We start from the raw sequence: 25,306 nt of genomic DNA, 5'->3' as shown, positions 1-25,306 counted from the left end.
CATGAGGAGAGGAACACCATGCAGGTTTTCGACACCGAACCACAGGCCGCCGCGGGCAAGGTGCTGTGGCACTTCACCATGTCGCTGGACGGCTTCGTCGCCGGCCCGAACCACTCGATGGACTGGATGAACGGGGCGAACCGTTCCAGCCTGGTCGACGAGTACGCCTCGACGACCGGCGCGGTACTGGGCGGCCGGGACGGGTGGGACGCCTATCCTGATCCGAGTGGCATCTACGGCGGTGCGTGGCAGGGGCCGGTCTTCGTGCTCACCCACCATCCTGAGGACGCGGTGGAGGTCGAGGGGGTGACCTTCCTGACCTGCGACGTGGCTGAGGCGGTCCGGATCGGTCTGGAGGCAGCTGCCGGTAAGAATCTGGAGGTCTTCTCGGCTTCGATCGGGCGGCAACTGATCGAGCGGGGACTGCTCGACGAGATCGAGCTGCATGTCGCGCCGGTGCTGCTCGGGGACGGGATCCGGTTGTTCGACAACCCCGGGGGTGCGCCGGTCAACCTGGAAGTGGTCAACGGCGCACCCACGGCGCAGGTGAATCTCCGGTACCGCCCGATCCGCTAGCGCCCGGGGTCAGCGGATCGGCTGGCTCCCGGGGTTAGCGGATTGGCTGTGCCCACGGGGTCGCTGGTGCCCTAGCGGCCGACGTTGGAGCGGTTGGCGGAGAGCAGGATGGTGTAGCCCTCCGAGTGGGTGATCAGGCCGGCCTGCACCAGCTGGGTGACCTTGGCGCCGACGGCGGTGACGTAGGCCTTGTGGCTGGGCCAGGTCGCCTCGGCGTCGGGCAGGTCGTCGATGAGCGTGCAGCCGTAGCGGAGATGGCGGTTGGCCACCTTGCTGTCGATGTTGCCGGTCCAGACGGTCGCCCGCAGATCCGACGTGGGACAGGGATCGACTGGTGGCGTGTAGGAGGCGAGGTGGGTGTGGCTGGTGTCGCCGTCCGGCCGGAGCAGCATGTAGTAGATGCCGGTCGGCGCCTGGGTGAGCCGGAGGAGCCCGCGGTCGCGCAGGATGGTCTTCGTCCCCGCCAGGCTGTCCACGACGAACAGCCGGCCGTCGTTGACGGCGTACAGGTAGCCGTCGCGCCAGGACATCGCACCGTCGGCGGATCCGGTCGCGCTGTCGAAGACGGCGATCCGGCGGCTGACCTCACCGGTCGTCGGGTCGGCGACGAACACCGTGCCGTCGGCCAGTCCCCACAGCTTGCCGTCGGGTCCGATACTCAGCTCGGTGATGCTCTCCGCGCCGGGCACCGGGACCAGGTCCTTGAGCACCGTGCCGGTCGCCGGGTCGACCTTGACCAGGTGTGCCTCGGGCGCGCGCGGCTCGGTGCCCTGCCCGCCCTCGATGCTGGAGCCGGCCCACACGGCCGAGCCGACGGGCTGGATCGACGCGATCGTCTGGTCGGCGACGAGGTTGCGGTGCACCACGAACTTGTCGGTGGAGATGGTGTAGACGGTGAAGGCGCCGCCGTACTCGCCGTACCCGGGCGTGGTGCCCACGTAGACGCGATCTCCCGAGGGAACGACCGAGACGGGCCGGTTCTGCAGGTGGCTGTCCACGAGGTCGAAGAGAATCCGTGGATTCGTCGGGGTCGCCGGGGCATGGGGGTCCCAGAGCTGTAGCCGGCCGTACGGGTAGACGCCGACGTACAGCTGATTCGCGGCCTTCCAGGCCCAACCCTCGACCTGTCCTTGCCGGGCCGTGACGATGGTCCGGGTGGTGACCGGGTCGTAGGTGGCGGTGGTGCCGTTGAGGAAGGCGTTGAGCAGGATGTTCCCGGTGGCCGGGTCAGCGATCGTGTGCATCAACGGGCTGGGCACGTACAGGAACGGCGACGACCACTGCTGCAATACGCCGGTGGTTGGGTGGTAGCGCCAGGTTCCGCCGGAGTAGTTGCCGCCCAGGCCGTAGAGCATCGGCTGGCCGGCCTCGACGATCCACCCGTACCCCATCGCGCCGCCTCGGGTGACCCGGACGCCTGATGCGACGGGGCCGACCGTGTCGTTCTCCAGGTCGTAGCGGGTGAGATTCAGGTTGGAGGTGAAGTACACGCCCCCCGGCCCGGCCGGCGAGACGCCCCGCGCGCCGATCGGGTACTCGGTGATCGGGGTACCGGTGGTCCGGTCGGTGAAGGTCACCTGCTTGCCGGTCGCCGCGTCGAACACCACCAGACGCCCGGCGGCATTGGCGAACACCCGGCCGTTCGCGTAGTCCAGCTCCTGGATGTCCTTGGCATGCAGGTCTGGGGGAGTGAGGTCCTCCCGGGCGCCGGTCTCCAGGTCGATTCTGATCAGCTTGCCCACCGGCGTCGCGAGCCCGAGGAACAGCGCGTTGCGATCGGGGTCGTAGGCGGCGGCCCGGACGTACTGCTGCACCGGGTCCATCGAGCCGTAGTCGGTGAACTCGTTGGTGACCGGGTCGTACTTGAACGCATGCGCGTTCGGGTACGTCCCGGCGTACACGGAACCGTCCTTGCCGGCCGTGAGCCCGAACATGAACGACTCACCACCGACCGGCGCTCCGAGATCGGTGACAGTCTGCGTCTCGGGGCGATAGCGGTAGAGGTGCGCGTTCGGATAGGTGCCGATGTACACGCTGCCGTCGGTGGCGATGGTGATGGCCCATGCCCCGGCTGCTCCGGCGAGCGGGATGGTGCGAAGGCGTTCCCGCGTGTTCAGGTCGACGATGTTGAGCTGCGCGTTCTCACCGGCCGGTACGGCGTACACGACCGCGCGCCCGTCGGCTTCACGCCCGAACGCGCCCTCCATCACGGTCAGCGACGTGAGCGGTGTCCCGAGGTCCTGGATGACCTCGGCCGTGAGCGCGGCCTGCGCGGCCTGGGCGGTCGGCGCGGCCTGCGCGGAGATCGGCACGACACTCGCACCGAACATGACCAGCACCGCCAGCAACCCCGGCCAGAGCCGTCGGCGGCGAGCGGAAGGTGAAAACGTCAAGGCATGCTGAAGAAGACGACGGCGCGGAATCATGGCGGATCTCCCTGCGACGGATACCAGACCGTATAACGGCCATGACCGTAACGTCCAGATCTCGGGAACCATCAACGGACCTGACCGTAATCCCTCCCAGGCCGGTCAGCCGTGTTCAGGCAGGGCGTACCCCTGAAGCATCTTGTTCACGGGGACCAGACCTGCGGTCGAGATGAGTAGGTCGGCCCGCTTGCCGTAGAACCCGACGGCCATGGCGCCGACGTCCGCGCACCCGGCAACGTGCTCGCCCACCCGGTAGATCCAGAACGGTCTCGGGTGACCATCGAGATCCAGGACGGCAGACACCCAAGGCGCCTCACCAAGCGCATTAGCCAGCGTGTTGACCTCGGCCGGCGACGGTAGCGGGCCGGACGGAGTTGCTGATGCGTCGGCAGTGGAGATCAGACCAAGCAGCACCGAGATCGCGACATCACCGAGCGCGGTCGCCTGCCGCGACGGCGCATCGTCCGGGGCGTGGTCGCTGAGCTTCCCGTCGGTGACCACCACCGCGAACTGCCCGGAACTGCTGATATGCCCGAGCGCAACGAACCACAAAGGGCCAGTCACGCCGTCCCCGAGACGGTTCCACCCGTCGACGACTCGCTCACCGCCAAAGCCCGCGCCGAGTCGATACACCGGAAACGGCGGCGCGGGGACCGGCGGGAGAGTTGCCATCGCACCACCCTCCAGTCTTGCTGGTGCGCCGTTCTTCCTCGTGCCGAGGCCCGTGGGACACGTCGAACGCCCCAGCGGCGCAGCCGGCCTGCGAACCGAGTATGCCGTCAAAGTCCCTGCGTCCTTCACGGAGCCCGGCGACACAGGAGCCGCGCCGAGCGTCGTCAGCGCGAGGACAGGCGGGTTCGGGCGGCCACGAATCGGTTCGGGGAGTTTCTCACCCGGGTCCGGGGAGGATCGTGCTACCGATCCGGGCGATTATGGTCCCCGGTCCCCGGTCCCCGGTCCCCGTCCCCGGTCCCCGGTCGGCGGTCGGCGGGCGAATTGTGCGGGTCCGGCATTGCGGCCGAGCGCCGCCTCTGCGTGTGGGAGCTTTCGGAATCGGGCGCTCAGAGCCGCAGGCCAGCCCGGCTTTCGCGTCGGCGTTTCGGGGGTTGACCCCTGAGTGTGTGGGTTGCCCCCTGAGATTCTGGGGTGGCAACCCAGTACTTCGGGGGTTGACCCCTGAGATGGTCGGAAGTCAGGAAGCCGCGGCTCGGCCGGCCTTCGGCCCGGCGCCGAGCACGCGCCTGCCGAGCACGCGCCTGCCGAGCACGCGCCTGCCGAGCACGCGCCTGTGGAGCACGCGCTGTGGAGCACGCGCCTGTGGAGCACGGGACGAAGTAGCGGGAGGTGACTGTTTCTTGGTTGCACTGCGACGTGGGCTGCCTCAGTGTTGCAGGCACAAGAACGGCATCGATTCCAGGCGTGGCCCGGAATCGATGCCAGTTACCGCGGGGTGGATCAGTCGGCTGATTCGCGCCGGCTGGGGGCCGGTACCGCGAGCGCCGCCTCGATCTTGTCCGCCAGTTTCTCCGGTGTCGCTGTCGGCGCGTAGCGCGCGATCACGCTCCCGTCGCGGCCCACCAGGAACTTGGTGAAGTTCCACTTGATCCGGCCCCCGAGCAGGCCGCCCTGCTCGCGCTTCAGCCAGTTGTACAGCGGAAGCGTCTTGGAACCGTTCACGTCGATCTTTGCGAACATCGGGAACGTGACGTGGTAGATCGTCGAACAGAAGTTCGCGATCTCGTTCTCGTCGCCGGGCTCCTGGTGGCCGAACTGGTCGCAGGGAAAACCGAGCACCGAGAAGCCTTGTTTACGGTAGGTCTTGTAGAGCTTCTGGAGTCCGGTGTACTGCGGCGTCTGGCTGCACTGGGAAGCCGTGTTCACCACCAGGAGCACCTGGTCGCGGAAGTCGGCAAGAGACTGTTCATTGCCTTCGATCCGGGTGGCGCTGAAGTCATAGACAGTCGTCATATCTCAATCCTGACATGTCCCGCGCGACTCCGCGCGCCGTCTGAGATGTCAGACACGCCGCAGAACTGTTACGACCTTTCCGAGAATGACCGCGTCCTTGCCGTCGATCGGCTCGAAGGCGGGGTTGTGCGGCAGCAGCAGGATCTCGGTCGAGGTCTTCTTGAACCTCTTCACGGTCGCCTCGCCGTCGATCATGGCAGCGACGATGTCACCGTTCTCCGCGGTCTGCTCCTGGCGCACGACCACCCAGTCGCCGTCGCAGATGGCCGCCTCGATCATCGACTCACCCTTGACCTTCAGCATGAACAAGGTGCCCTCGCCAACCATTGCCTTGGGCAACGGGAAGACGTCCTCGATGTCCTGCTCGGCCAGGATCGGGTTACCGGCGGCGATCTGGCCGACCACCGGCACGTACACCGCGGCCGGGTGCGCGTCGCCGGCCCCGGTCTCGTCGTACGACGTCTGCCGGACCGAGCCGACCGAGCCGGGGCGGGCCGCGTCGGCGACCTCGGCCGGATAGCGGACCTCGATCGCGCGCGGCCGGTTCGGGTCGCGGCGGAGCAGGCCCTTCTGCTCGAGCACCTTCAGCTGGTGGGACACCGACGAGGAGCTGGTCAGGCCGACCTTCTCGCCGATCTCGCGCATCGACGGCGGGTAGCCGCGGCTGTCGACGGAGTCGCGGATGACGTCCAGCACCCGGCGCTGACGCGGCGTCAGGCCGGTGGCGTCGGCAGGGCCGTCGGGCAGCTCGGACACGGTCTTGGCGGAGCCTTTGGTGGCCGGCCCCGCGGTACGGCGATCGTCCTTGCTGGAACCGCTCGGCGGCTTGGCCATCGGTGGCAACTCCTCGGGTCAGGCCGGGCGGTCGGGCACCGGCCAGGCTTTGTCGACTGAGAAGACCGTAGACCGAATCCTGAGATTCTTCAAACATCTGTTCGAAGGCGTGTCGGTTCGCACGTTTGTTCGCGTGTCGGGTTATAGGGCCGAGCGGGGTGGGAATTTCTCCGGCGTGTCCTGGTTGGAAATGGTTGCGTACCGGGGGTCGCTCGGTTAATCATTCGTACAGGCGTTCGATCGAACAGGTGTTCGGACCGGTCGCCCGGAACGGTCCCGGAGCGGTTCCCGCAGCGGTCTACGGCCGGCTCGCCGAAAACTGTCGGCGGCGGGCGATAGACAGGGGATCGACACCGAACGAGGCACCCGAACGACTGGAACGAACGAGGTCTGGAGGATCCGATGAGCACAGCGGCACTGACGTCAGGAGCCCTGACATCAGGCGTGGTGACGCCCGCGACCGAGGTGGCGCCGTCACCCGGCGAGACGCGTCGGCGCCGCCGGATCCCCGGCGCGACCACCGAACCTCTCCCGGTCCGTGCCTGCTCCGGCGAGGTGCTGGGCCGCGAGGCGCTGGACCGGCACATCCAGGCGCGTCTTGCGGAGCGGCCCGGCTCGGCGGCCAGTCGTGCCCGGGCCGCCTGGTCGACCGACATCGAGCCCCCGGCCCTCCGGTTGACCCGTCGCGGCAAGATGCTGCTGACCACTGTGTCGGTCCTGGTCTTCGGCGCTGCCATCGCGGTCCTCGGCCTGCGGGTCGCCGGCGTCCTGGACCCGCAGCCCACGTTCGACCACACCATCCAGGTGCAGGTCGGCGCCGGTCAGACGCTGTGGTCCATCGCCCAGGAGACGAACCCGACCGAGGACCCGACCGTCGTGGTCGAGAAGATCGCCGACCTCAACAACCTCCGCAACGCCGCCGACGTCATTCCCGGCCAAACCCTCCAGATCCCCGTCCGCTGACCGGCCGACGCACCGGAGTACGGACGCCAGTCGACCTTTTCCGCAGTGTCCGGGCGGTGACGTCCGGCCCGCCCGAGGCGGTCAGCTGAGCAGGGAGTTGACCTGTACTACCTGGCCGGTTTCGAAGGACTGATTGGCTGCCAGGCCGATCAGTAGCGAGCGGGCGCCGTCCTGGTGGTCCGCGCCGCGGCCGAGCGGGTCTTCGGCCGGATCGCCGAACAGTGACTCGAGCAGGCGTGCGTCTCCACCGCCGTGGCCTTGACCGAGTTCGCCGTGCAGCAGTGTCTGCGGCGGCTCCCACAGCGGGTGCAAGGTCAGCAGCGCCTCGGTCTCACCCGGCTTCGCATCACCGTGCTGCACCGCCGTCGCGTGCTGTTGGTCCTCCGGCGGAGTCGCGTAGGTGTTCTCCCGGACCAGAAGTTCCAGCCGCCCCGCGCTCCCGTTGAAACCGATCCGGTAGCCCTCCCACGGCGAGTACGCGGTCAGGTGATAGCTCAGCGAGGCCCCACTCGAATACCTGACCAGCACCGCCATGTCGTCCTCGATCGTGATTCCCGGCGCGAAGACGTTCTGGTCGCGGTGATAGCCGTCCTCGTGCTCGGCCTCCAGATACAGCTCCCGCAATTGCGGAGTCGCGGCCAGTTTGATCGCAAAAGGGTCGTCCGCCGCCGCGGCCGAGGAATCGGCCCGCTCGTAGTCCCGCGCCAGCCCTCGCTTCTTCCCGTTCACCTCGCCGTAGAAGAACAGCTTCCCGTCCGCGAACACCGTCACCGGCTCGGCATCGATCCACCAGTTGACCAGGTCGAAATGGTGGGTCGCCTTGTGCACCATCAAGCCGCCGGCGTTCGCCTTGTCGCGATGCCAGCGGCGGAAATAGTCCGCGCCGTGCCGGACGTCGAGCAGCCACTCGAAATGCACCGACCCGATGTCCCCGATCGCGCCCGACGCGAGCACCTCACGGACCTTCGCGTGCACGGGGTTGTAGCGATAGTTGAACGCCACCCGCACCGACCCGGCCGATTTCTCCGCCGCCGCGAGAATCCGCCGGCACCGCTCCGAGTCGATCGTCATCGGCTTCTCGGTGATCACGTCCAGCCCGGCCTCGAGCGCCGTCACGAGGTAGTCGTCGTGGGTCCGGTCCATCGAGGTCACCACGACGGCGTCCACCCGCTGCTCGGTCAGCATCCGGGCGAAGTCGGCGGCGTCGTACTGCGGGACCGCGGCCGCGCCGAACCTCTCGGCCAGCCAGCGGTTGTGCACCGCCATCCGGGTCTGGTTCACGTCGCAGAAGCCGACCAGTTCGGCGCGATCGGCGTACGGACCGGCCAGGGCGTTCACGAAGGTCTGGGCGCGGGCTCCGAGTCCGACCACGGCGTAGCGGCGACGTTCCTGGGCAACTGTGGACAAGACGGACTCCTCGTAGGTCGCGGCAAACGTTTGCCATGCAACCACGCCCGCTTTGTCCGAACAACCCGGTGACCGATTCCGGACGCACCCGCGGCCAGCCACGGGTGACCGCGGCCGGCCAGTGGGCTACCGCACCGTCGCCAGCCACAAGTCGGCGTACCGCCGGCCGTCCACCGCTGTCGCCACCTGTACTACGGACGGCGCCGCGCCGTACGGGTCGCTGCTCAGATCGCCCGACCAGTCACGCGTGTCGACGAGCGTGCGCCCCCGCGACCAACTGCCCGACAACTCCACCCGCACCGGGAACGGCTGGGTGGTGAGCCCCTCCGGATCGATCACCGCGCAGACCGCGCCACCGTCGCCGATGCTCGCGCCGTCCGATCCGTAGAGCACGCTGCGCTTCTCGATCAGCCGCCGGGCCAGCTCGGCCGACTCGGATCCACTGAGCGCCTTCGCCTCGGCCAGCGGAATCATCACGTCGTAGAACACATCCAGCCCGTACATGGTCACCCGTACGCCGAGCTCACTGGCCGCGTTGAGCGTGATCGCGGCGGCTTCCGGGTCGGTCCAGATGTTGAACTCCGCCGACGCTGTCGCATTGCCGATCCCGACCGCGCCACCCATGAAGACGATCTCGCGCAGACCCGCGGCCGCTTCCGGGTAGGTCCGGAGCAGCAACGCGATGTTGGTCATCGGCGCCAACGGGATCAACGTGATGAGCTCGCCGGTCCGGGCCGCCTCGAGCAGCGCGTCACGCAGCAGTTCGACCGCGTGCCGGGCGTCCGCAGTACGGGTGGATTTCGGCCAGTCGATGTCGCCGAGGCCGTCGATGCCGTGGACATGAGGCGCCGCGCGGACGGGCTGCAGCAAGGGGAGTGCGGCGCCCCGGCCGACCGGGATGTCCGGGCGGCCGGCCGCGTCGAGCACCGTCAGCGTGTTGACGACGACCTCGTCCAGCCCGACGTTGCCGCCGACGCAGGTGACTGCCTTGAGGTCGAGGTCGGGGTGCCGGGCGGCGAGGAGAAGGGCGCAGGCGTCGTCCAGGCCGGTGTCGACGTCGAGGATGACCGGTTTCATGTCTGCCATCCTCGCCCATCGCTGCGGTCGTCCAGTGTTGGCGGTCAATTCATCACCGGCTCTGGCGAAGTTCGCGTTACTTTCCTACGTTCGGTGTCCATGAAGCTCACTCGACACCGCCCTGGCGCAGTGCTCACAGCGCTGGTCGCGATCACTGCCTTGCTCACCACACCCGCAGCCCAGGCCGAGCCGTCGGCAGCCGTCGCCGACGCCCCGACCGTGAACGAAACCTTCGACGGCCCCGGCCTGCCGACCGGCTGGAACGCGGTCGACGGCACCTGGAAGGTGCAGAGCGGCCGCCTCGTCGGTACGTCGGCGAGCACGAGCCAGCTGAGCCGGATCACGTTCGGCAGCCCGTTGACCGACTACCGGATCGAGAGCCGCCTCCGGTTCGACTCGGCCCTCAACGCGGCCCGCTGGGTCGCCTTCGGCCTCGACCTCGCGCCGGCCGGCACGGTTCCCTGGTCGATCGCGACCCTCCGCAGCGGCTCGACGGCGACGAACGGGCTCGAGTTCGCGCAGCGGACCATCGCGAACACCTGGAAGGTCACCGACACGGCCGCCGCTCCACTGCTCGTCGGTGTCGGCAAGGACGTTTCCCTCGCCGTCGAGGTCCGCGGTACCAGGGCCACCTGGTATGTCGATGGCCGCGAGTCCCTGCGAACCAGCATGGTGAGCCGCACGCCGGGCGGAGTACAGGCGCTGGTCGTCAATGGCGCGACCGTGTCCTTCGACGATCTCAAGGTGACCCCGTTGGCGCGGGAGTCGTTCATCCGCAAGCCCGGTGAGCCGCTGCGGGTCTGGGCGCATCGCGGCGCCTCGTCGGCCGCGCCGGAGAACACGGCCGCCTCGGACGAGGTCGCGCGGCGCGCCCGGGCCGAGTGGATCGAGAACGACGTCCAGCCGACGAAGGACGGCGTACCGGTGATCCTGCACGACACCACGGTGGATCGGACCACCGATGGGACCGGCGCTGTTCGCTCGTTGACTGCCGCACAGGTGGCCGCGCTGGATGCGGGGTCGTGGTTCGCTCCCGCTTTCGAAGGGCAGCGGGTTCCGACGCTGGCCTCTCAGTTGGACGGGTTGAAGACGCGCGGCGGCAACCTGCTGCTCGAGACCAAGGGAGTGCACACCGAGGACTCGGTCGCACGGATCGTCAGCGAGATCCGGAGCCGGGGGATGAGTAGCAGGGTCTTTGTGCAGAGTTTCGAGCCACAGCATCTGCGCTGGATGCACGAGCAGGCGCCGGAACTGCCGCTCGGCCTGCTGCGCAGCACGCTCGACCCCGATCCGGTCGCGATCGCCAAGGACCTCGGCCTGTCGGCGTACAACCCGTCGGATGCCGCCCTGGCAGCTCGTCCGGCCGCGGTCCGCGAGCTGCACGCGGCCGGAGTCGCCGTGAACGTGTGGACAGTCGACGACGCGACCCGCTGGGACGCGCTCGAGAAGGCTGGAGTGGACGGAATCATCACGAACCGTCCCGCCGAACTGGCCGGCTGGAACGCGGCTTTCCTGCAGCGCGCCAAGCCGCGCATTCTGTCCCCGGCGGCCGGGGCGAAACTCGATCGGGCTCAGCAGCTCACGATCGCGGCCACCGCGGGGGAGTCGATCACTCTCGACGGCCGGCCGGTGGCCAATGGCGCGGTCGTGGATGCGAGCACGTTGGCCGCCGGTCCGCACGAGATCAAGGTGCTGGCCGGCGACACGCCGGTGGCGGTGTCCGGTTTCGAGATCGTCGCGACACCGACCGGACTTGCCCATCTCATCCTGACCTCCGGCGCGTCCCAGCATGCGGTCGCCACCATGACCGGACTGCTCGGCCGACGCCAGTACGGCGTACTGGCCACGTACGCCGCGACGCCCGCCGCGGGGCTGAGCGCAGTACGGCGACAGCTGATCGTGACCGAGTCACAACTCCTCGCGACGCGCTGATCGCACTCCTCGGGAGGCGGTGACTACACCCCGCCGGCCGGGCTCCAGGGTAGGTCACCCGGGGGTCCGGCCGGTCGCATTTTGCTCCTCGGAACGGGGTTCGCGACGGCGCCACGCGGGACTACACGGGCCCGTGCGGGTGTTGGAACAAGGAGACGCGCGCGAGATCCGGACGTTCTTGCAAACTGTCGGAGCAGGGACGTAGCATCCCTAGATGTAGTGGTTACACGGGTGTAATTTTCCACAGGTAGTGGTCAGTTACTCACAGGTCATACACAAGTTGTCCCCAGGCTGATCCACAAGCGCCGCGTTCGGCGCCTCACGGGAGGAGTGATTCGTCGTGCACTGTCCGTATTGCCGGCACGTGGACTCCCGGGTGGTCGACAGCCGGGTCGCCGAGGACGGCGGAGCGATCCGCCGCCGCCGGCAGTGCCCGGTCTGCGAGAAGCGGTTCACCACCGTCGAGCAGATGCAGCTCACGGTCGTGAAGCGCTCCGGCGCCACCGAGCCGTTCAGCCGGGAGAAGGTCATCAACGGAGTCGGCAAGGCCTGCAAGGGCCGGCCGGTCGGCGTGGACGCCCTGGCCCGGCTGGGTCAGCAGGTCGAGGACGCGCTGAAGGGCAGCGGCTCGCCGGAGGTGCCGGCCCACGAGGTCGGCCTGGCGATCCTCGGACCGCTGCGGGAGCTCGACGAGGTCGCGTACCTGCGCTTCGCGAGTGTCTACCGGCAGTTCGAGTCGGCCGACGACTTCGAGACGGAGATCGCGTTGCTCAGGGCCGAGAAGGAGCCCGAGGGCACCGAGCCGTCCGTCAAGACATAAATCGGGGAACCGCAGGACAGGCAGGACCAGGCGTTACCGCAGGAGCAGCAGTCAACGGGGCGGTCCCGACAGACCGTGGCAGTGACACAGGGCGCATCTCACAGGGCGCGATTTCATCAGGGCGAGGAGCAATCATGACAGAGACGGTGACCGGCCACTCGGGGTCGACCAAGAGGTCGGCGGCCGGGTTCCGGGGGCGCAAGAACGCGCCCGCGGGACTCACCATCGAGCGCATCTTCACGACCGAGGGTGTTCACCCCTACGACGAGGTGACGTGGGAGCGCCGCGACGTCGTGCAGCAGAACTGGAAGACGGGTGAGACCGTCTTCGAGCAGCGCGGAGTCGAGTTCCCCGACTACTGGAGCGTGAACGCCTCGACGATCGTCACCACCAAGTACTTCCGCGGTGCCGTCGGCCACGACAACCGGGAGTGGAGCCTCAAGCAGCTGCTCGACCGGGTCGTGAAGACCTACCGCAAGGCCGGCGAGGAGCACGGGTACTTCGCCACCCCGGCCGACGCCGAGGTGTTCGAGCACGAGCTCACCTGGATGCTGCTGCACCAGTACTTCAGCTTCAACTCGCCGGTCTGGTTCAACGTCGGGACCACGTCCCCGCAGCAGGTGTCGGCCTGCTTCATCCTCGCCGTCGACGACTCGATGGACTCGATCCTGAACTGGTACAAGGAAGAGGGCCTGATCTTCAAGGGCGGCTCCGGCGCCGGCCTGAACCTGTCCCGGATCCGTTCCTCCAAGGAGCTGCTGCAGTCCTCCGGCGGCACCGCGTCCGGCCCGGTCAGCTTCATGCGCGGCGCGGACGCGTCCGCGGGCACCATCAAGTCCGGTGGCGCCACCCGCCGCGCGGCCAAGATGGTCGTGCTGGACGTCGACCACCCCGACATCGAGGAGTTCGTCGAGACCAAGATGCGCGAGGAGGACAAGATCCGCGTCCTCCGCGACGCCGGCTACGACATGGACCTCGGCGGCCGCGACATCACCTCGGTGCAGTACCAGAACGCCAACAACTCGGTCCGGGTCACCGACGAGTTCATGCGCGCGGTCGAGGAGCGCGGCGAGTTCGGCCTGCGGGCCCGGATCGACAACTCGATCATCGAGACCGTCGACGCCCGCGAGCTGTTCGACAAGATCAGCCACGCCGCCTGGGCCTGCGCCGACCCGGGCATCCAGTACGACGACACGATCAACGACTGGCACACCACCCCGGAGACGGGCCGGATCACCGCGTCCAACCCGTGCTCGGAGTACATGCACCTGGACAACTCGTCCTGCAACCTGGCCTCGCTGAACCTGATGAAGTTCCTCACCGACGACGACACCTTCGACTCGGTCAACTTCGTCAAGGCGGTCGAGCTGATCATCACCGCGATGGACATCTCGATCTGCTTCGCCGACTTCCCGACCGAGGCGATCGGCGAGACCACCCGCGCGTACCGGCAGTTGGGTATCGGGTACGCGAACCTCGGCGCGCTGCTGATGGCGACCGGGCACGCCTACGACTCCGACGGTGGTCGCGCACTGGCGGGCGCTATCACCTCGCTGATGACCGGTACGTCGTACAAGCGCTCGGCCGAGCTGGCCGGCATCGTCGGCCCGTACGACGGGTTCGAGCGGAACAAGGACGCGCACACCCGGGTGATGCGCAAGCACGCCGCGGCCAACGACGCGATCCGGACCGTGCACGAGATCGACGCCGACGTGCAGAAGCACGCGACGGCCGCCTGGGAGGGCGTGCTGAAGATCGGCGCCAAGAACGGCTGGCGCAACGCGCAGGCCTCGGTGCTGGCCCCGACCGGCACGATCGGCTTCATGATGGACTGCGACACGACCGGGATCGAGCCGGACTTCTCGCTGGTCAAGTTCAAGAAGCTGGTCGGCGGCGGCTCGATGCAGATCGTCAACCAGACGGTGCCGCGGGCGCTGCGTCAGTACGGCTACACCGAGGAGACGATCGAGGCGATCGTCGAGTACATCGCCGAGCACGGTCACGTCGTCGACGCACCGGGCCTGAAGACCGAGCACTACTCGATCTTCGACACCGCGATGGGCGAGCGCGCGATCAAGCCGATGGGCCACGTCCGGATGATGGCGGCGGCCCAGCCGTTCCTGTCCGGCGCGATCTCCAAGACGGTCAACCTGCCCGAGACCGCGACGGTCGAGGAGATCGCCGACGTCTACTTCCAGGGCTGGAAGCTCGGCCTGAAGGCGCTGGCCGTCTACCGCGACAACTGCAAGGTCGGCCAGCCGCTGTCGGACTCGAAGGCCAAGAAGGCCTCGGAGTCGACCGAGGCCGCGGCCGAGAAGGTGGTCGAGAAGATCATCGAGTACCGGCCGACCCGCAAGCGGCTGCCGAAGTCCCGCCCGTCCCGCACCACCTCGTTCAGCGTCGGTGGCGCGGAGGGTTACATGACGGCAGGCTCCTACCCCGACGACGGTCTGGGTGAGGTCTTCCTCAAGATGGGCAAGCAGGGCTCGACCCTGGCCGGCGTGATGGACGCCTTCTCGATCGCGATCTCGATCGCGCTGCAGCACGGTGTGCCGCTGGAGACCTACGTCCAGAAGTTCACCAACCTGAAGTTCGAGCCGGCCGGTCTGACCGACGACCCGGACGTCCGGATGGCGCAGTCGATCATGGACTACATCTTCCGCCGCTTGGCGCTGGACCACCTGTCCTTCGACGAGCGCGCCGCCCTGGGCATCTACTCCGCCGAGGAGCGCTCCCGTCAGCTCGACACCGGTTCCTACGAGCCGGCCCCGGTCGAGGTGTCGGAGGCGGAGTCGCTGAAGTCCGTCGAGCCGATCACCGACAAGGCCGAGCCCGAGGAAGCGGCTCCGGCCGAAGCCGCGGCAGCCAAGCCGGTCAGCTCCGAGGTCCGCACCACCGCCGAGATGTTCGAACTCATCACCGGCACCTCGGTCGACGCCCCCCTCTGCTTCACCTGCGGCACCAAGATGCGCCCCTCCGGCTCCTGCTACGTCTGCGAAGGCTGCGGCAGCACCTCAGGTTGCAGCTGACCTCTAGTTGGCGGCAGCTCCTCCGCTGCGGCTGACCCTGGTTGATAGCACCACGGCCCCCGGGAACTTCCCATTGCCCCGGGGGCCGCAGTGCGTCTGCTTGCTGTTGGCAAGTACCGGACAGGTTCCGGTTCTGGCCACGGGAATCGTGGTCGTTCGGCGGTTGGGGCTGCTTAAGCTCTGCTCAGCGGCGCGATCTACTGCACGGACGGCGAATGGCTCGGCTTTCACGATGACCAGGCCGACGGCCGCAGCGCCGGAGCGGCCATTCAGCTCTACCAGAGCCAGGTCGGCTTCTGGTACGACGCCCACGAGTGCTTCGACGACACCACGGTCGCCGACTACCAGGGCTGGTCGTTCTGCAACTTCTCTGTCGCGGACGGCACGCTGGTCCGCATCCGGCTCTGGTCACAGAAGAACGGCGTCGAGTCGTACTCGGTTGTCACCCGCTCCTTCACCACCTGACCTGGGAGTACCGTCGGAGTGTGGTGGAGGTTGCTTCTCTGCTGGCGGCGGGCGAAGCCGCGTTGGCCGGCGGGGAGTGGGTCAAGGCACGGGAGGCTTTCGGCGAGCTGGTCGAGAGGGATGCGACCGCCGAGAGCCTTTCCGGCCTGGGTACGGCGTACTGGTGGCTTGGGGATGTCCGGAAGGCCTTCTCTTGTTGGGAGCGCGCCTACGGGCTCTTCACCCGCACGGACCCGGCCGAGGCCGTCGGGCTTGCCGTCGCGCTCAGCCTGCTCAACGTAGCCAATGCCGGGAACCGCGTGGTTGCGCGGGGGTGGGCTAGGCGAGCGGTTCGGCTGGCGGAGCCGCTGGGCGTGCCTGTGCTCACCGCCTGGGCACTCCTCGCCGGAGCTGACACCGAGGAGGACCTGGAGCAGGCCGCGCTCGCTGCGGAGAAGGCCCACCAGATCGCCCTGGAGGAAGGCGATCACGACCTCGAGCTCTGCGCTCTCAGCATGCGGGGCTCGGTGCTGATCGATCTCGGCCAGGTCGAAGCCGGTACTGCGCTGCTCGACGAGGCGCTGACCGGTGCGCTGGGTGGCGAGGGATCGAGTCTGGACACGGTCGTCTTCACCAGTTGCGTGCTGATGCAGTGCTGTGTCCGCGGTGCCGACTTCAGTCGCGTCGTCCACTGGACCCGCTCGCTGGACGACTTCATCGCGCGCTACGGCTGTCCCTACCTCAACGCGGTCTGCCGGGCGTCGTACGGCGCAGTACTGGTGTCGACCGGTGACTGGACGCGGGCCGAGGTGGAGTTGGCTGCCGCTGCGGAGTTGGCGCGGGAGTCGCTGCCCGCAGTACGGGCTCAGGCTGCTGCCTACCTTGCTGATCTCCGGCTGGCTCAGGGGCGGGTGGGTGAAGCGCAGCGCTTGCTGGAGGGGTTTGAGGATCACCTCGTCGTGAGGCCTGTGCTTGCGGTCGCTTATCTGGCTGCTGAGGAGTACGGGATGGCTTTGTCCTATGTCCGGCGTCAGCTCAGCAGTGCGACCGGGCTGGAGGAGGCTCGTCTTCGTGAGGTCGCGGGGGAAGCCTGCTTGGCGCTGGGGGATGTTGCCGGGGCAGCGGCTGAGGGTCGGCGCCTGGGTGAGCTTGGGGCGAGGACGGACAGCGTGCTTGTTACTGCGCGGGCGGAGCGCTTGCTGGGACGCGCGACTGGCGCTGTCGACTTGCTGACCTCTGCGCAGGTCAGGTTCAGCCAGCTGGAGATGCCGCTTGAGCTGGCCCGCACCCGGATGGCTCTGGCGACCGCACTGGCCGCCGCCGAGCACGCCGTGCCCGCCGAGCACACCGAGCACACCGAGCACCCCGTGCCCGCTGGGCGGCCTGAGTTGGCTGTTGCTGAGGCACGTCGGGCATTGGCGGTGTTCGAGGATCTGGGCGCGGCGGGTGATGCCGACGCGGCCGCCGGGTGGTTGCGCTCGGCCGGTGCGGCTGCGGCTCGGGTTGGGCCGCGAGGAGTCGGCGTACTGACCAAGCGCGAGGAGGACGTGCTCCGGCTGCTGGCAGAGGGCCTGCCGAACCCTGAGATCGCCGAGCGCCTCTACATCAGTCGCCGGACCGTAGAGCACCACGTGGCCAGCCTGCTGTCGAAGCTGGGCCTCCGGAACCGCACCGAGGCCGCTGCCTTCGCGCTGCACGAGCAGAAATAGGTGAGTTCACCGATGCTCCGGGCCGGCCGCCGATCGATGCTCAGAGCAACCGGCTGAAGGAGTCACGATGACCGACACACTCACCCCCGCGTCCGACCAGGCGTTCGACCAGGCCCGTGCCGAGGCTTTCGGCGAGCAGATGGTCGGAGTACTCAACAGCGCCACGCTGGCGCTGCTGATCAGCATCGGCCACCAGGTAGGCCTGTACGAGACGCTGTCGCAGTTGCCACCCGCAACGAGTCACGAGATAGCCGGCGCTGCGAACCTCCAGGAGCGCTACGTCCGCGAATGGCTCGGCGCGATGACCACTGCAGGTGTTGTCGAGTACGACGCCGCCGACCGTACGTACCGGCTACCACCGGAGCACGCCGCCTCGCTGACCCGCGCCGCTGGGCCCGACAACCTCGCCGCGGCCACCCAGATCGTCCCGCTGCTCGCGGGAGTCGAGTCCCACCTTGTCGACTGCTTCCGCAACGGCGGTGGCGTTCCGTACTCGGAGTACAAGGAGTTCCACCGGCTGATGGCGGAGGACAGCGGTGCCGTCTTCGATGCTGCCCTGATCGAGCACATCCTGCCGTTGGCGCCGGGGTTGCCTGAGCGGCTGGCGAGCGGGATCGACGTCGCCGATGTCGGCTGCGGCAGCGGGCACGCCATCAACCTGATCGCCCAGGCGTATCCCCGGAGCCGCTGCGTCGGCTACGACTTCTCCGAGGAGGGCGTCGCCGCTGGGCGCGAGGAGGCGGCAAGACTCGGCCTGGGCAATGCGGAGTTCGTAGTACGGGATGTTGCCGAGCTGGGGGAGCAGGAGCGGTTCGACCTGGTCACTGCGTTCGACAGCATCCACGACCAGGCTCACCCGGCACAGGTGCTTGCGGGCATCGCTGCTTCCCTGCGGCCCGGCGGGGTCTTCCTGATGGTCGACATCCAGGCATCGAGCAACCTGGAGGACAACCTCGACCACCCGATGGCCACGTTCCTCTACGGCGTCTCCACCATGCACTGCATGACGGTGTCCCTCTCACTGGGCGGCGACGGCCTCGGCACGGTCTGGGGGCAGCAGAAGGCAGAGCAGATGCTTGCCGAAGCCGGCTTCACCTCAGTAGAGGTCGCTCACGTCGAGGCAGACGCTTTCAACGCCTACTACATCGCCACCAAAGGCTCCTAGTGACCGAACCTGTCTGAGTCGGCAGGAGCCTTGCCGGTGCCGTCCAGTGCGTCCAGGGCAGCCAGCTCATCGGCCGTGAGCTCGAAGTCGAACACCGCGAGGTTCTGCTCCAGCCGCTCACGCTTGGACGACTTGGGGATCGGTACTACGTCCTGCTGGACCTCCCACCGCAGTACGACTTGACCCGGCGTCTTGTCGTGAGTGTTGGCCACTGCTGCGACAGTCGGGTGGTCCAGCAGGTCAGTGCCCTTGCCGAGGGGGCTCCAGGCCTCGGTGACGATGTTGTGGGCTTTGTGGAACTCGCGCTCGGCCCGCTTGGTCCACACCGGGCTCAGCTGGACCTGGTTCACCTCGGGGGCGACACCGGTCTCGTCGATCAGCCGCTGGAGATGGGCCGGCTTGAAGTTGGAGGTGCCGATCGCACGGACCAGGCTTGCCTCGCGGAGCTCGATCAGCCCGCGCCAGGCGTCGACGTACCGGTCCTGGTCGGGGTTGGGCCAGTGGATCAGCAGCAGGTCGAGGTACTCGAGTCCCAGCTTCTCCGCGCTCGCCTCGAACGCGGTTCGCGCGCCCTCGACGCTGTGCCACCGCTTGTTGAACTTCGAGGTGACGAAGAGTTCGTCCCGTGGGAGCCCGGACGCCCGCAACGCCCGTCCGACGCCGACCTCGTTGCGGTAGTTCTCCGCCGTGTCGACCAGACGGTACCCGACCTCGAGAGCCTGTACTACGGCGCGCTCGGCGTCGTCATCGCCCATCGGAGAGGTCCCGAGCCCGACTCGCGGCATGGCGGCCCCGTTGCTCAAAGTGACGGTGGGAACGGTGATCATCGATCCTCCAAACAGCACGCCGGCAGCTTCCCCGCCACCGTATCCCGCGGGCGGCAACCCCTTTCCCCAGGCTTGCCCCGACGGCCTTGGATGGATGGTCCGGAGGGCTTCGACTGACAGCCGAGACCTGGGCAGCGGATTGTCGGTGGGCTGGGTCATCATGGGGTTCCGCGGGGACCGGAGCATGGTGAGGGGTGGGCGATGAAGAACCGATTGATCACGCTGGTGGACCTCGGCCTGGACAGTTCCTTCGACGCCTCGATGACGTTCGTCCAGGGCATCACGAGCAACATCAACGCGGGCTGGAACAGCCCGGTGATCGACGTGAACTTCGTCCGCACCCGCGACCACGAGACCGCCTTCTCCGCCCTGACCACCCCGTCGAGCGTGCTGCACGTGATGGCACACGGTGACCACAGCGAGGAGCCGTCCTTCCTGTCCACCGACGGCCAGACCCAGGTGTCACTGACCGCACTCGCCGACTGGTTCCTCGACCGCTCCTGGGGCATCGCCAGCGGCGTGGTGATCGCCGACGGCTGCAAGACCGGCATCGGCAAATGGCAACGCGCCATCCGCGACTGCCTCCAGGACGACATCACCTACATCGGCACCAGCACAGTGGTCGGCTGGTACGAAGCCACCGTCTTCTGCTCCGCCTTCTACGGCGCCCTGATCCGCAACCGAGGCCTAGGCAAGAGCCCCGCCGAGCAAGGCTGGGATGCCGCCGACCGAGCCATCCGAGCCTACGAAACCCTCACCGACGCCCGCTGCCCCTACAAACCAGTCCTCCTAACCCCCAGCCGCCGAGCCCTCCGCTCCCTAGCCGGCTAACTCACCCACCCCCGCCAAACACCCAACCAACCAACGCACCCCAGCCCTGCCGGCCACCCGGTTACTCCGAGGACCTGGTTACTACCGGGCACCTGGCTACTCCGGCCACCCGGCCACCCGGCCACCCGGTTGCTCCGGCCACCTGACACTCCGGCCCTGGCCAGTCCGGCTCCCTGGCCAGTCCGGCGACCTGGTTACTCCAGAGGACTTGACTTGCCTGCCGCCCCGTCACCCGGGCCACCCCGGCTTTGCTGCCACCCCGCCCACCCGGTCACTCCGGCTACTCGGCCACTCCAATGACCCGGTTGCTCCAGCCATCTGGGCCACCCGGCTAACCGGCCGCTCCGGCCACCCAGCCACCCGGTTGCTCCGGCCACCTGGGCCCCGGCCACCGGGGCCACCCGGCTACTCCAGCGACCCGGTTACCTGGCCACCCAGTCACTTGGCTACTTCGGCCACCCGTTCACTCTGGCTCCCCCGGCTCCCCGGGCGACCCGGCTGCCCCGGCCACTCCGGCTACCCCGGCCACTCCGGCTACCCCGGCCACTCCGGCTACCCCGGGGACCTGCCCACTCCGGCCCACCCGGCTCCGCCACCTTGGCGGGGTCCGGTCGACGAGTGGGTTGTTAGGGGTGTGGGCTGACCAGGCCGGTTTGGTAGGCGATGACGACCAGTTGTGCTCGGTCGCGGGCGGCGAGTTTGACCATGGCGTGGCTGACATGGGTGCGGGCGGTGGCTGGGCTGAGGAACAGTTCTGCGCCGATCTCGTCGTTGCTCATGCCTTGACCGACCAACGCCACAACCTGCCGCTCCCGCTCGGTGAGCACCGCGAGCCGTTTCTCGGACGTCTGACTGGCCGCTCGCTTGGCGGTGAACTGCGAGATGAGCCGACGGGTGATCCGCGGAGCGAGCAGCGAGTCTCCGGCGGCCACAACGCGGATGCCGTGCAGAAGCTCGGCCGGTCCGGCGTCCTTCAGCAGGAACCCGCTGGCGCCAGCCTGAAGCCCCTCGAAGACGTACGCATCTGTGTCGTACGTAGTCAGGATGAGAATGCGGACGTCCTGGAGCCCCGGCGTCCCGACGATCTCTCTGGTCGCCTCGATGCCGTCCATCGTGGGCATCCGGATATCCATGAGGACGACGTCTGGCCGGTCGGCACGGGCTTGCTCGACAGCTTGAGCGCCGTTCGTGGCTTCACCGACCACCTCGATGCCGTCCTCGGCATCCAGCAGCGCCCGGAACCCCGATCGCACCAGACCCTCGTCGTCGACGAGCAGCACCTTGATCGGGTCGGCGTCGAAGGACATGTTCAACTGGCTGTCTCTCCCACCGGCGCATAGGGCAGTCGTGCGGTGACCGCAAACCCGCCGTCAGCCACCGGGCCGGCGTCGAGCTGGCCGCCGAGCAGCTGACACCGCTCGCGCATCCCGATGATCCCACGCCCCGGTACTGCGGACGCCCCGGCGGGAGCAGGGCCGCATTCGTTCATCACGCTCACCTCAAGGGAGTCAACGCCGTACCCGACCCCGACAGTCACGCGGGTCGGACCGACATGGCGGATCACGTTGGTAATCGACTCCTGCACGATCCGGTACGCCGCAAAGTCCACCGCGCTGGGCAGCTCGGCGATGGGCGGTGCGTTCTCGAGGGTGACGTCGAGCCCGGCCTGACGTGCCTTCGTGATCAGCTCGTCGATCTGTCCGAGGCCCGGATGAGGAACTCGCCCGTCGTGAGCGTCCCGGAGTACGCCGAGGATGGACCGCATTTCGCGCAGCGCCTGGGCACTGGTCTGCTGAATGGCCAGCAGCGTCTCGCGAATCCGTTCCGGTTGTTTGTCGAGCAGGTGAGCGGTGACGCCCGACTGGACGTTGATGACCGCGATGGCGTGAGCGACCGTGTCGTGGACCTCGCGGGCGATCCTCAGCCGTTCCTCGTCGACCCGGGCGCGGGCCTCCTCTTCGCGGGTTCGCTCAGCCAGTTCGGCTCGCTCCAGCGCGTCGGCGGCGATGACGCGGCGGGAGCGTACCGACTCACCGAGCGCCGCGCTCATCACGGACGCCCCGATCCGGAAGAACACCCACCCGATCGCGGCAGCCGGCTCGATATCCGTTGCAGCGAGCAACCAACCGGTGCTCAGTACGGCGATGCCGGCTCCGGCGATCACGAGCGACCGCCGCCCGTCGCCGTACGAGGTAAGGGTGTAGAGCGCGACGAACAGCGCAAGCCACCCGGGCGCGTCGGGAAAGTCCAGCGCGTAGTAGATCAGGCTGGCGATCGCGGTCACCGCGAACACAGCCACCGGGAACTTACGCCGCAGCGCGATGACAACACCACTGGCGATCAGCAGCATGTAGCCGAGGTTGCCGAAATCCCCGAGAGGCCGCAGTACGGATTCAGGATCCGCCGCGACCTTGGCAAGCGTGCCCTGAACCTGCATCACGGTGACGAACAGCGCAAGCAACAGATCCACCGCCAGCGCAGGCAGCCGAAACGAACCAACGCGAGCTTGCATGCCGTGATCCTAGGTCGTCCGTCCCCGGCACGGCGTCCCCGCAGAGGAGGATCCCCCTACGTCGAGAAGCGCGGTTCAGCCAGGCAGCAGCTACGTCGAGAAGCGCGGTCCGGCCGAAGGACGGCTCCGTCAAGAAGCAAGGCCCGTAGGCGCTCCAGAGCGCTGTCGGCTCAGGAAATGCTGCGAGTCCGTCGGCTCCCTCAGGCATCCTCCGGGGCGACGTCTTGGCGACACGCTTGGCGTGGCTACCGTGTGTAATGCGTGGCAGACTTTTTGTGGTTCTGATGTGAGGTGATCAGCGCGGGGGTGAAAGGCGAGTAGCCGTGGCGATCCTCGAACACCTCCGGTATCCCGCAGCAACTACCCACCCGCGGAACTCCGCACCGATCCCGCCAACCGCCCTTCCCGCTAAGAGAGTTCTCGCCGAGAGAGCTGAAGGCGGTCCGCGATGACGCCCACGCGACGAACTCTCCTCACGGCGGCCGCGATCGTCGCCGTCTCCTATCTCCTCGCAATGATCCTGAGCACGCCGGCCTGGGCTGCCGCGCTCGCCTCGACATTGGTGCTGATCCTCCTGGCTCTGGTCTGGACGCCGGACAAGCCGGCTCCCGCCGCACCTGTCGCGCCACCCGTTCCGAAGCCCGTGGATCGCGAACCTGTCTTCACGGCACCGCCGACGCGCACCGTCGCCGGAGTACGCCTGCCGTCGGCATCGCCCGACTACCACTTCAGCTTCTCCGCGATCGTTCAGTGGTCGCCCGTGATGACCGGACTGCGGCACGCGGACCTCGGCAGTGTCGCCGTCGATGCGTTGCTCAGCAGGGCCAAGGCGCTGACGGCCTCGCAGCAACCGTCGGAGGAGGCGCTGAACCAGCATCGTCTCGCGTCCGTGCTCGGCGAGCCGGATCTCGATGAGAAGGGCCAAGTCCGCACCTGGGCCACCGAAGTACGCCTCAAGCTGCCCGATGCGGACCTCAAACACCTTCAGAACATCACCGCCCTTCAGCGCAAAGCACAAACCTTGTTGCTCGAACGCCAACTGGAGCAGGACAAACGCGCCTATCTGCGGGACGACGTGCTCGCCACACCTGGCTCGGCGGTTGTCTGGTGGCTGGCCAACAACCCTGGCGAGGTCTCCCAGTGTGTGGACCTGCTGGGCACACTCACCCAGCTGTCCGCGGCCGCCAACGACATCCCGCTCGACACGCTCGAGCACCGTTGGGGCAACGAGCACGGCCAATTGGCCCTCGTAGTACCGGAACTGTCTGGGCAACCGGACCAGTCGGCCGACGAGGCCGACGATCAAGGTGAAAAGCCTCAAGGCTGAGCGGGTTGGTCGGTAGGGCCGGCCTGGGTGCAGGGGATGGGCCGGCCCTACCGGGCTTGTCAGTTGTCTATCCATCGGATTGTGGTGGCGCCGTTGTGGCCGTGGATGGTGAGGAGGGCGTCGATGCCGTCCTGCCAGACGGTGGTGGTGGGGAAGCGGCCGCCCCAGTGCAAGGTGACGGTGCCGTCGGACCATTCGACGCCCTCGGCGACGACGCCGGTGCCGCTCACACCTGACACGTCGACGTGCCGAAGGAGATGGAAGCGGCGTGGTCCGGCGGCCGCGGCGACTTTCAGGTGTCTGCGCGGCGGTCGGAGCATCGTCGCTGGTCTGCCACTGATCTCGTCCATAGCCCACAGTCAACGCTCGCCCACGCCGCTTCACCATGAACCGGACCGCTATCCACAGGGCACCGATTGTGCACCCACGAGGTGACTCGACCGACGTAATCTGATTGCACAGAGTGATCGAACACAGCTGGGAGGAGCGGGGCGATGACAGTCATCGACCAATGGACGGGCCGGCACGCGCGCGCCTTGCAGGCGGCGATGCGGTTGACCGGCGAAGCCTTCGCCGAACACCTCGGCATCTCGCCACGTACCGTGGCCAAGTGGCGGAAGCGACCTGACATGGTTCCCAGCCCACAGCTCCAGGAGGCGCTCGACACGTCTCTCCACCTGGCCTCACCAGAGGCGCAGTCGCGCTTCGCCGCGAGTCTCGGCGTACCGCAGCCGGAGCTTTCGGCGCTGGACGATTCGATGGTCGACCAGTTGAACGCCGCGGTCGGAGAGCTGTCGCGCATCCTCGCCGCCTTGCAGACCAGCGATGTGCAGATGGCGGGCAAGGCCGTCGGGTCCAGCGAGTCTGCCGGCCCACCTTGACGCCCGGCCGGTACTACGTAACTGTCGTTCGCTGAAATTGGCGAAGGGACAGACAGATGAGGCGACGACCGGTGACCTCGACGAGCGTGCGGTCGGTTGGGTACGACATGTCCACGGGGACACTCGAGCTCGAGTACGTGAACGGCAGCGTCTACCGGTACTACGAAGTGCCGCAGCCGACGTACGCGGGTCTCCTGGCCGCGCCCAGCATCGGCAACTACGTCAACACCGAGATCAAGCCGTACTTCGACTTCGCCGAGGTCTGAGTCGCGCCACGTTTCGGCGTGTCACCGGCGGGCACCAGAGTGTGGATCCACGGGGGTGGTCTCGTCAGGAGGTGCAATGGTCACTCGTAGAGCCTCTACGACTGGTTCCCGTGTTCTCACGATCCTTGTGATCTTGTGGTTGCTCATCGGCGTTGCGGCAGCCGCCCAGCGCAACTACTTCAGAGGATCGGATGCCAGCTGCGCAAAGGTCAGCACGGTTGTGGTCACCATTATCGCCGGCCCGCTGAACTACCTCGGCGCCAACCCGAAGATCGACTGCGAAGCCCCGCAACCATCCCGCTGATCCAG

General features: G+C 67.8%; 22 protein-coding genes. 12 read left to right on the top strand and 10 right to left on the bottom strand.

The window, feature by feature from the left end; genetic code table 11:
* Window positions 1-18 precede the first annotated feature (18 nt).
* Window positions 19-576: a dihydrofolate reductase family protein gene (locus ACQPYM_RS28180; protein WP_433006194.1), complete on the top strand. Its 558-nt coding sequence runs from the start codon at window positions 19-21 to the stop codon at window positions 574-576.
* A gap of 71 nt (window positions 577-647) precedes the next feature.
* Here the strand turns inward: ACQPYM_RS28180 and ACQPYM_RS28175 are convergent, their stop codons facing one another.
* The 4 genes from ACQPYM_RS28175 to lexA form a co-directional block, all read right to left on the bottom strand.
* The gene (locus tag ACQPYM_RS28175; protein WP_433006191.1) at window positions 648-2,906 is read right to left on the bottom strand and encodes a Vgb family protein; all 2,259 of its coding nucleotides are present in this window, start codon (window positions 2,904-2,906) and stop codon (window positions 648-650) included.
* 201 nt (window positions 2,907-3,107) lie between these two features.
* Entirely contained in the window at window positions 3,108-3,677 is a 570-nt protein-coding gene (locus ACQPYM_RS28170; RefSeq protein WP_433006188.1) for a hypothetical protein, read from the bottom strand.
* A 783-nt stretch (window positions 3,678-4,460) separates the two neighbouring features.
* Entirely contained in the window at window positions 4,461-4,973 is a 513-nt protein-coding gene (locus tag ACQPYM_RS28165) for a glutathione peroxidase (protein WP_433006185.1), read from the bottom strand.
* 48 nt (window positions 4,974-5,021) lie between these two features.
* The gene (gene lexA, locus ACQPYM_RS28160; RefSeq protein WP_433006182.1) at window positions 5,022-5,807 is read right to left on the bottom strand and encodes a transcriptional repressor LexA; all 786 of its coding nucleotides are present in this window, start codon (window positions 5,805-5,807) and stop codon (window positions 5,022-5,024) included.
* Window positions 5,808-6,209: 402 nt separating this feature from the next.
* On the opposite strand from lexA, the gene ACQPYM_RS28155 reads away from it, so the two are divergent.
* Window positions 6,210-6,770, top strand: coding sequence for a LysM peptidoglycan-binding domain-containing protein (locus ACQPYM_RS28155; RefSeq protein WP_433006179.1), 561 nt, complete (start codon window positions 6,210-6,212; stop codon window positions 6,768-6,770).
* Between the two features lie 81 nt (window positions 6,771-6,851).
* Here ACQPYM_RS28155 and ACQPYM_RS28150 read toward each other — a convergent pair whose 3' ends face one another.
* A complete protein-coding gene (locus ACQPYM_RS28150) occupies window positions 6,852-8,222 on the bottom strand; it encodes a Gfo/Idh/MocA family protein (protein ID WP_433006176.1) in 1,371 nt (456 codons plus the stop codon).
* An 81-nt stretch (window positions 8,223-8,303) separates the two neighbouring features.
* Window positions 8,304-9,254: a nucleoside hydrolase gene (locus tag ACQPYM_RS28145; protein ID WP_433006173.1), complete on the bottom strand. Its 951-nt coding sequence runs from the start codon at window positions 9,252-9,254 to the stop codon at window positions 8,304-8,306.
* Window positions 9,255-9,353: 99 nt separating this feature from the next.
* On the opposite strand from ACQPYM_RS28145, the gene ACQPYM_RS28140 reads away from it, so the two are divergent.
* From ACQPYM_RS28140 to ACQPYM_RS28120, 5 genes are all read left to right on the top strand, one after another.
* Entirely contained in the window at window positions 9,354-11,186 is a 1,833-nt protein-coding gene (locus ACQPYM_RS28140) for a glycerophosphodiester phosphodiesterase (RefSeq protein WP_433006170.1), read from the top strand.
* Between the two features lie 340 nt (window positions 11,187-11,526).
* Window positions 11,527-12,006, top strand: a complete 480-nt coding sequence (gene nrdR / locus ACQPYM_RS28135) for a transcriptional regulator NrdR (RefSeq protein WP_164600238.1) — start codon at window positions 11,527-11,529, stop codon at window positions 12,004-12,006.
* A gap of 134 nt (window positions 12,007-12,140) precedes the next feature.
* Window positions 12,141-15,035 carry a vitamin B12-dependent ribonucleotide reductase gene (locus tag ACQPYM_RS28130; RefSeq protein WP_433006166.1) on the top strand — a complete coding sequence of 965 codons (2,895 nt, stop codon included), beginning with the start codon at window positions 12,141-12,143 and terminating at the stop codon, window positions 15,033-15,035.
* Window positions 15,036-15,520: 485 nt separating this feature from the next.
* Window positions 15,521-17,188 carry a LuxR C-terminal-related transcriptional regulator gene (locus tag ACQPYM_RS28125; protein WP_433006163.1) on the top strand — a complete coding sequence of 556 codons (1,668 nt, stop codon included), beginning with the start codon at window positions 15,521-15,523 and terminating at the stop codon, window positions 17,186-17,188.
* Between the two features lie 67 nt (window positions 17,189-17,255).
* On the top strand, window positions 17,256-18,353 hold the full coding sequence (locus ACQPYM_RS28120; RefSeq protein ID WP_433006160.1) for a methyltransferase domain-containing protein: 1,098 nt from the start codon (window positions 17,256-17,258) through the stop codon (window positions 18,351-18,353).
* On the opposite strand, the gene ACQPYM_RS28115 is transcribed toward ACQPYM_RS28120, so the two are convergent.
* The gene (locus ACQPYM_RS28115; RefSeq protein WP_433006157.1) at window positions 18,350-19,180 is read right to left on the bottom strand and encodes an aldo/keto reductase; all 831 of its coding nucleotides are present in this window, start codon (window positions 19,178-19,180) and stop codon (window positions 18,350-18,352) included. The genes ACQPYM_RS28120 and ACQPYM_RS28115 overlap by 4 nt on opposite strands.
* Before the next feature lie 201 nt (window positions 19,181-19,381).
* Between ACQPYM_RS28115 and ACQPYM_RS28110 the strand changes: the two genes are divergently transcribed.
* On the top strand, window positions 19,382-20,011 hold the full coding sequence (locus ACQPYM_RS28110; protein ID WP_360287908.1) for a hypothetical protein: 630 nt from the start codon (window positions 19,382-19,384) through the stop codon (window positions 20,009-20,011).
* 626 nt (window positions 20,012-20,637) lie between these two features.
* Here the strand turns inward: ACQPYM_RS28110 and ACQPYM_RS28105 are convergent.
* Both ACQPYM_RS28105 and ACQPYM_RS28100 read right to left on the bottom strand, forming a co-directional pair.
* Entirely contained in the window at window positions 20,638-21,318 is a 681-nt protein-coding gene (locus ACQPYM_RS28105) for a response regulator (protein WP_433006154.1), read from the bottom strand.
* A gap of 2 nt (window positions 21,319-21,320) precedes the next feature.
* Window positions 21,321-22,523 (bottom strand): sensor histidine kinase, encoded by a 1,203-nt coding sequence (locus ACQPYM_RS28100; RefSeq protein ID WP_433006151.1) that lies wholly within the window; start codon window positions 22,521-22,523, stop codon window positions 21,321-21,323.
* A 448-nt stretch (window positions 22,524-22,971) separates the two neighbouring features.
* On the opposite strand from ACQPYM_RS28100, the gene ACQPYM_RS28095 reads away from it, so the two are divergent.
* A complete protein-coding gene (locus ACQPYM_RS28095) occupies window positions 22,972-23,850 on the top strand; it encodes a hypothetical protein (RefSeq protein WP_433006148.1) in 879 nt (292 codons plus the stop codon).
* A gap of 59 nt (window positions 23,851-23,909) precedes the next feature.
* Here the strand turns inward: ACQPYM_RS28095 and ACQPYM_RS28090 are convergent, their stop codons facing one another.
* Window positions 23,910-24,200, bottom strand: a complete 291-nt coding sequence (locus tag ACQPYM_RS28090; RefSeq protein ID WP_360287900.1) for a hypothetical protein — start codon at window positions 24,198-24,200, stop codon at window positions 23,910-23,912.
* Window positions 24,201-24,344: 144 nt separating this feature from the next.
* Here ACQPYM_RS28090 and ACQPYM_RS28085 point away from each other — a divergent pair, with 144 nt between their 5' ends.
* The 3 genes from ACQPYM_RS28085 to ACQPYM_RS28075 all read left to right on the top strand — a co-directional run bounded on the left by ACQPYM_RS28085 (window position 24,345) and on the right by ACQPYM_RS28075 (window position 25,301).
* Window positions 24,345-24,731: a helix-turn-helix domain-containing protein gene (locus tag ACQPYM_RS28085; protein WP_433006146.1), complete on the top strand. Its 387-nt coding sequence runs from the start codon at window positions 24,345-24,347 to the stop codon at window positions 24,729-24,731.
* Between the two features lie 56 nt (window positions 24,732-24,787).
* The gene (locus ACQPYM_RS28080; RefSeq protein ID WP_433006145.1) at window positions 24,788-24,997 is read left to right on the top strand and encodes a KTSC domain-containing protein; all 210 of its coding nucleotides are present in this window, start codon (window positions 24,788-24,790) and stop codon (window positions 24,995-24,997) included.
* Window positions 24,998-25,130: 133 nt separating this feature from the next.
* Window positions 25,131-25,301 (top strand): hypothetical protein, encoded by a 171-nt coding sequence (locus tag ACQPYM_RS28075; RefSeq protein WP_433023519.1) that lies wholly within the window; start codon window positions 25,131-25,133, stop codon window positions 25,299-25,301.
* Window positions 25,302-25,306: the final 5 nt, after the last annotated feature.

The sequence above is a fragment of the Kribbella sp. CA-294648 genome (assembly GCF_050943845.1).
GTDB lineage: Bacteria > Actinomycetota > Actinomycetes > Propionibacteriales > Kribbellaceae > Kribbella.
This window is presented reverse-complemented; position numbering and strand designations above follow the sequence as displayed.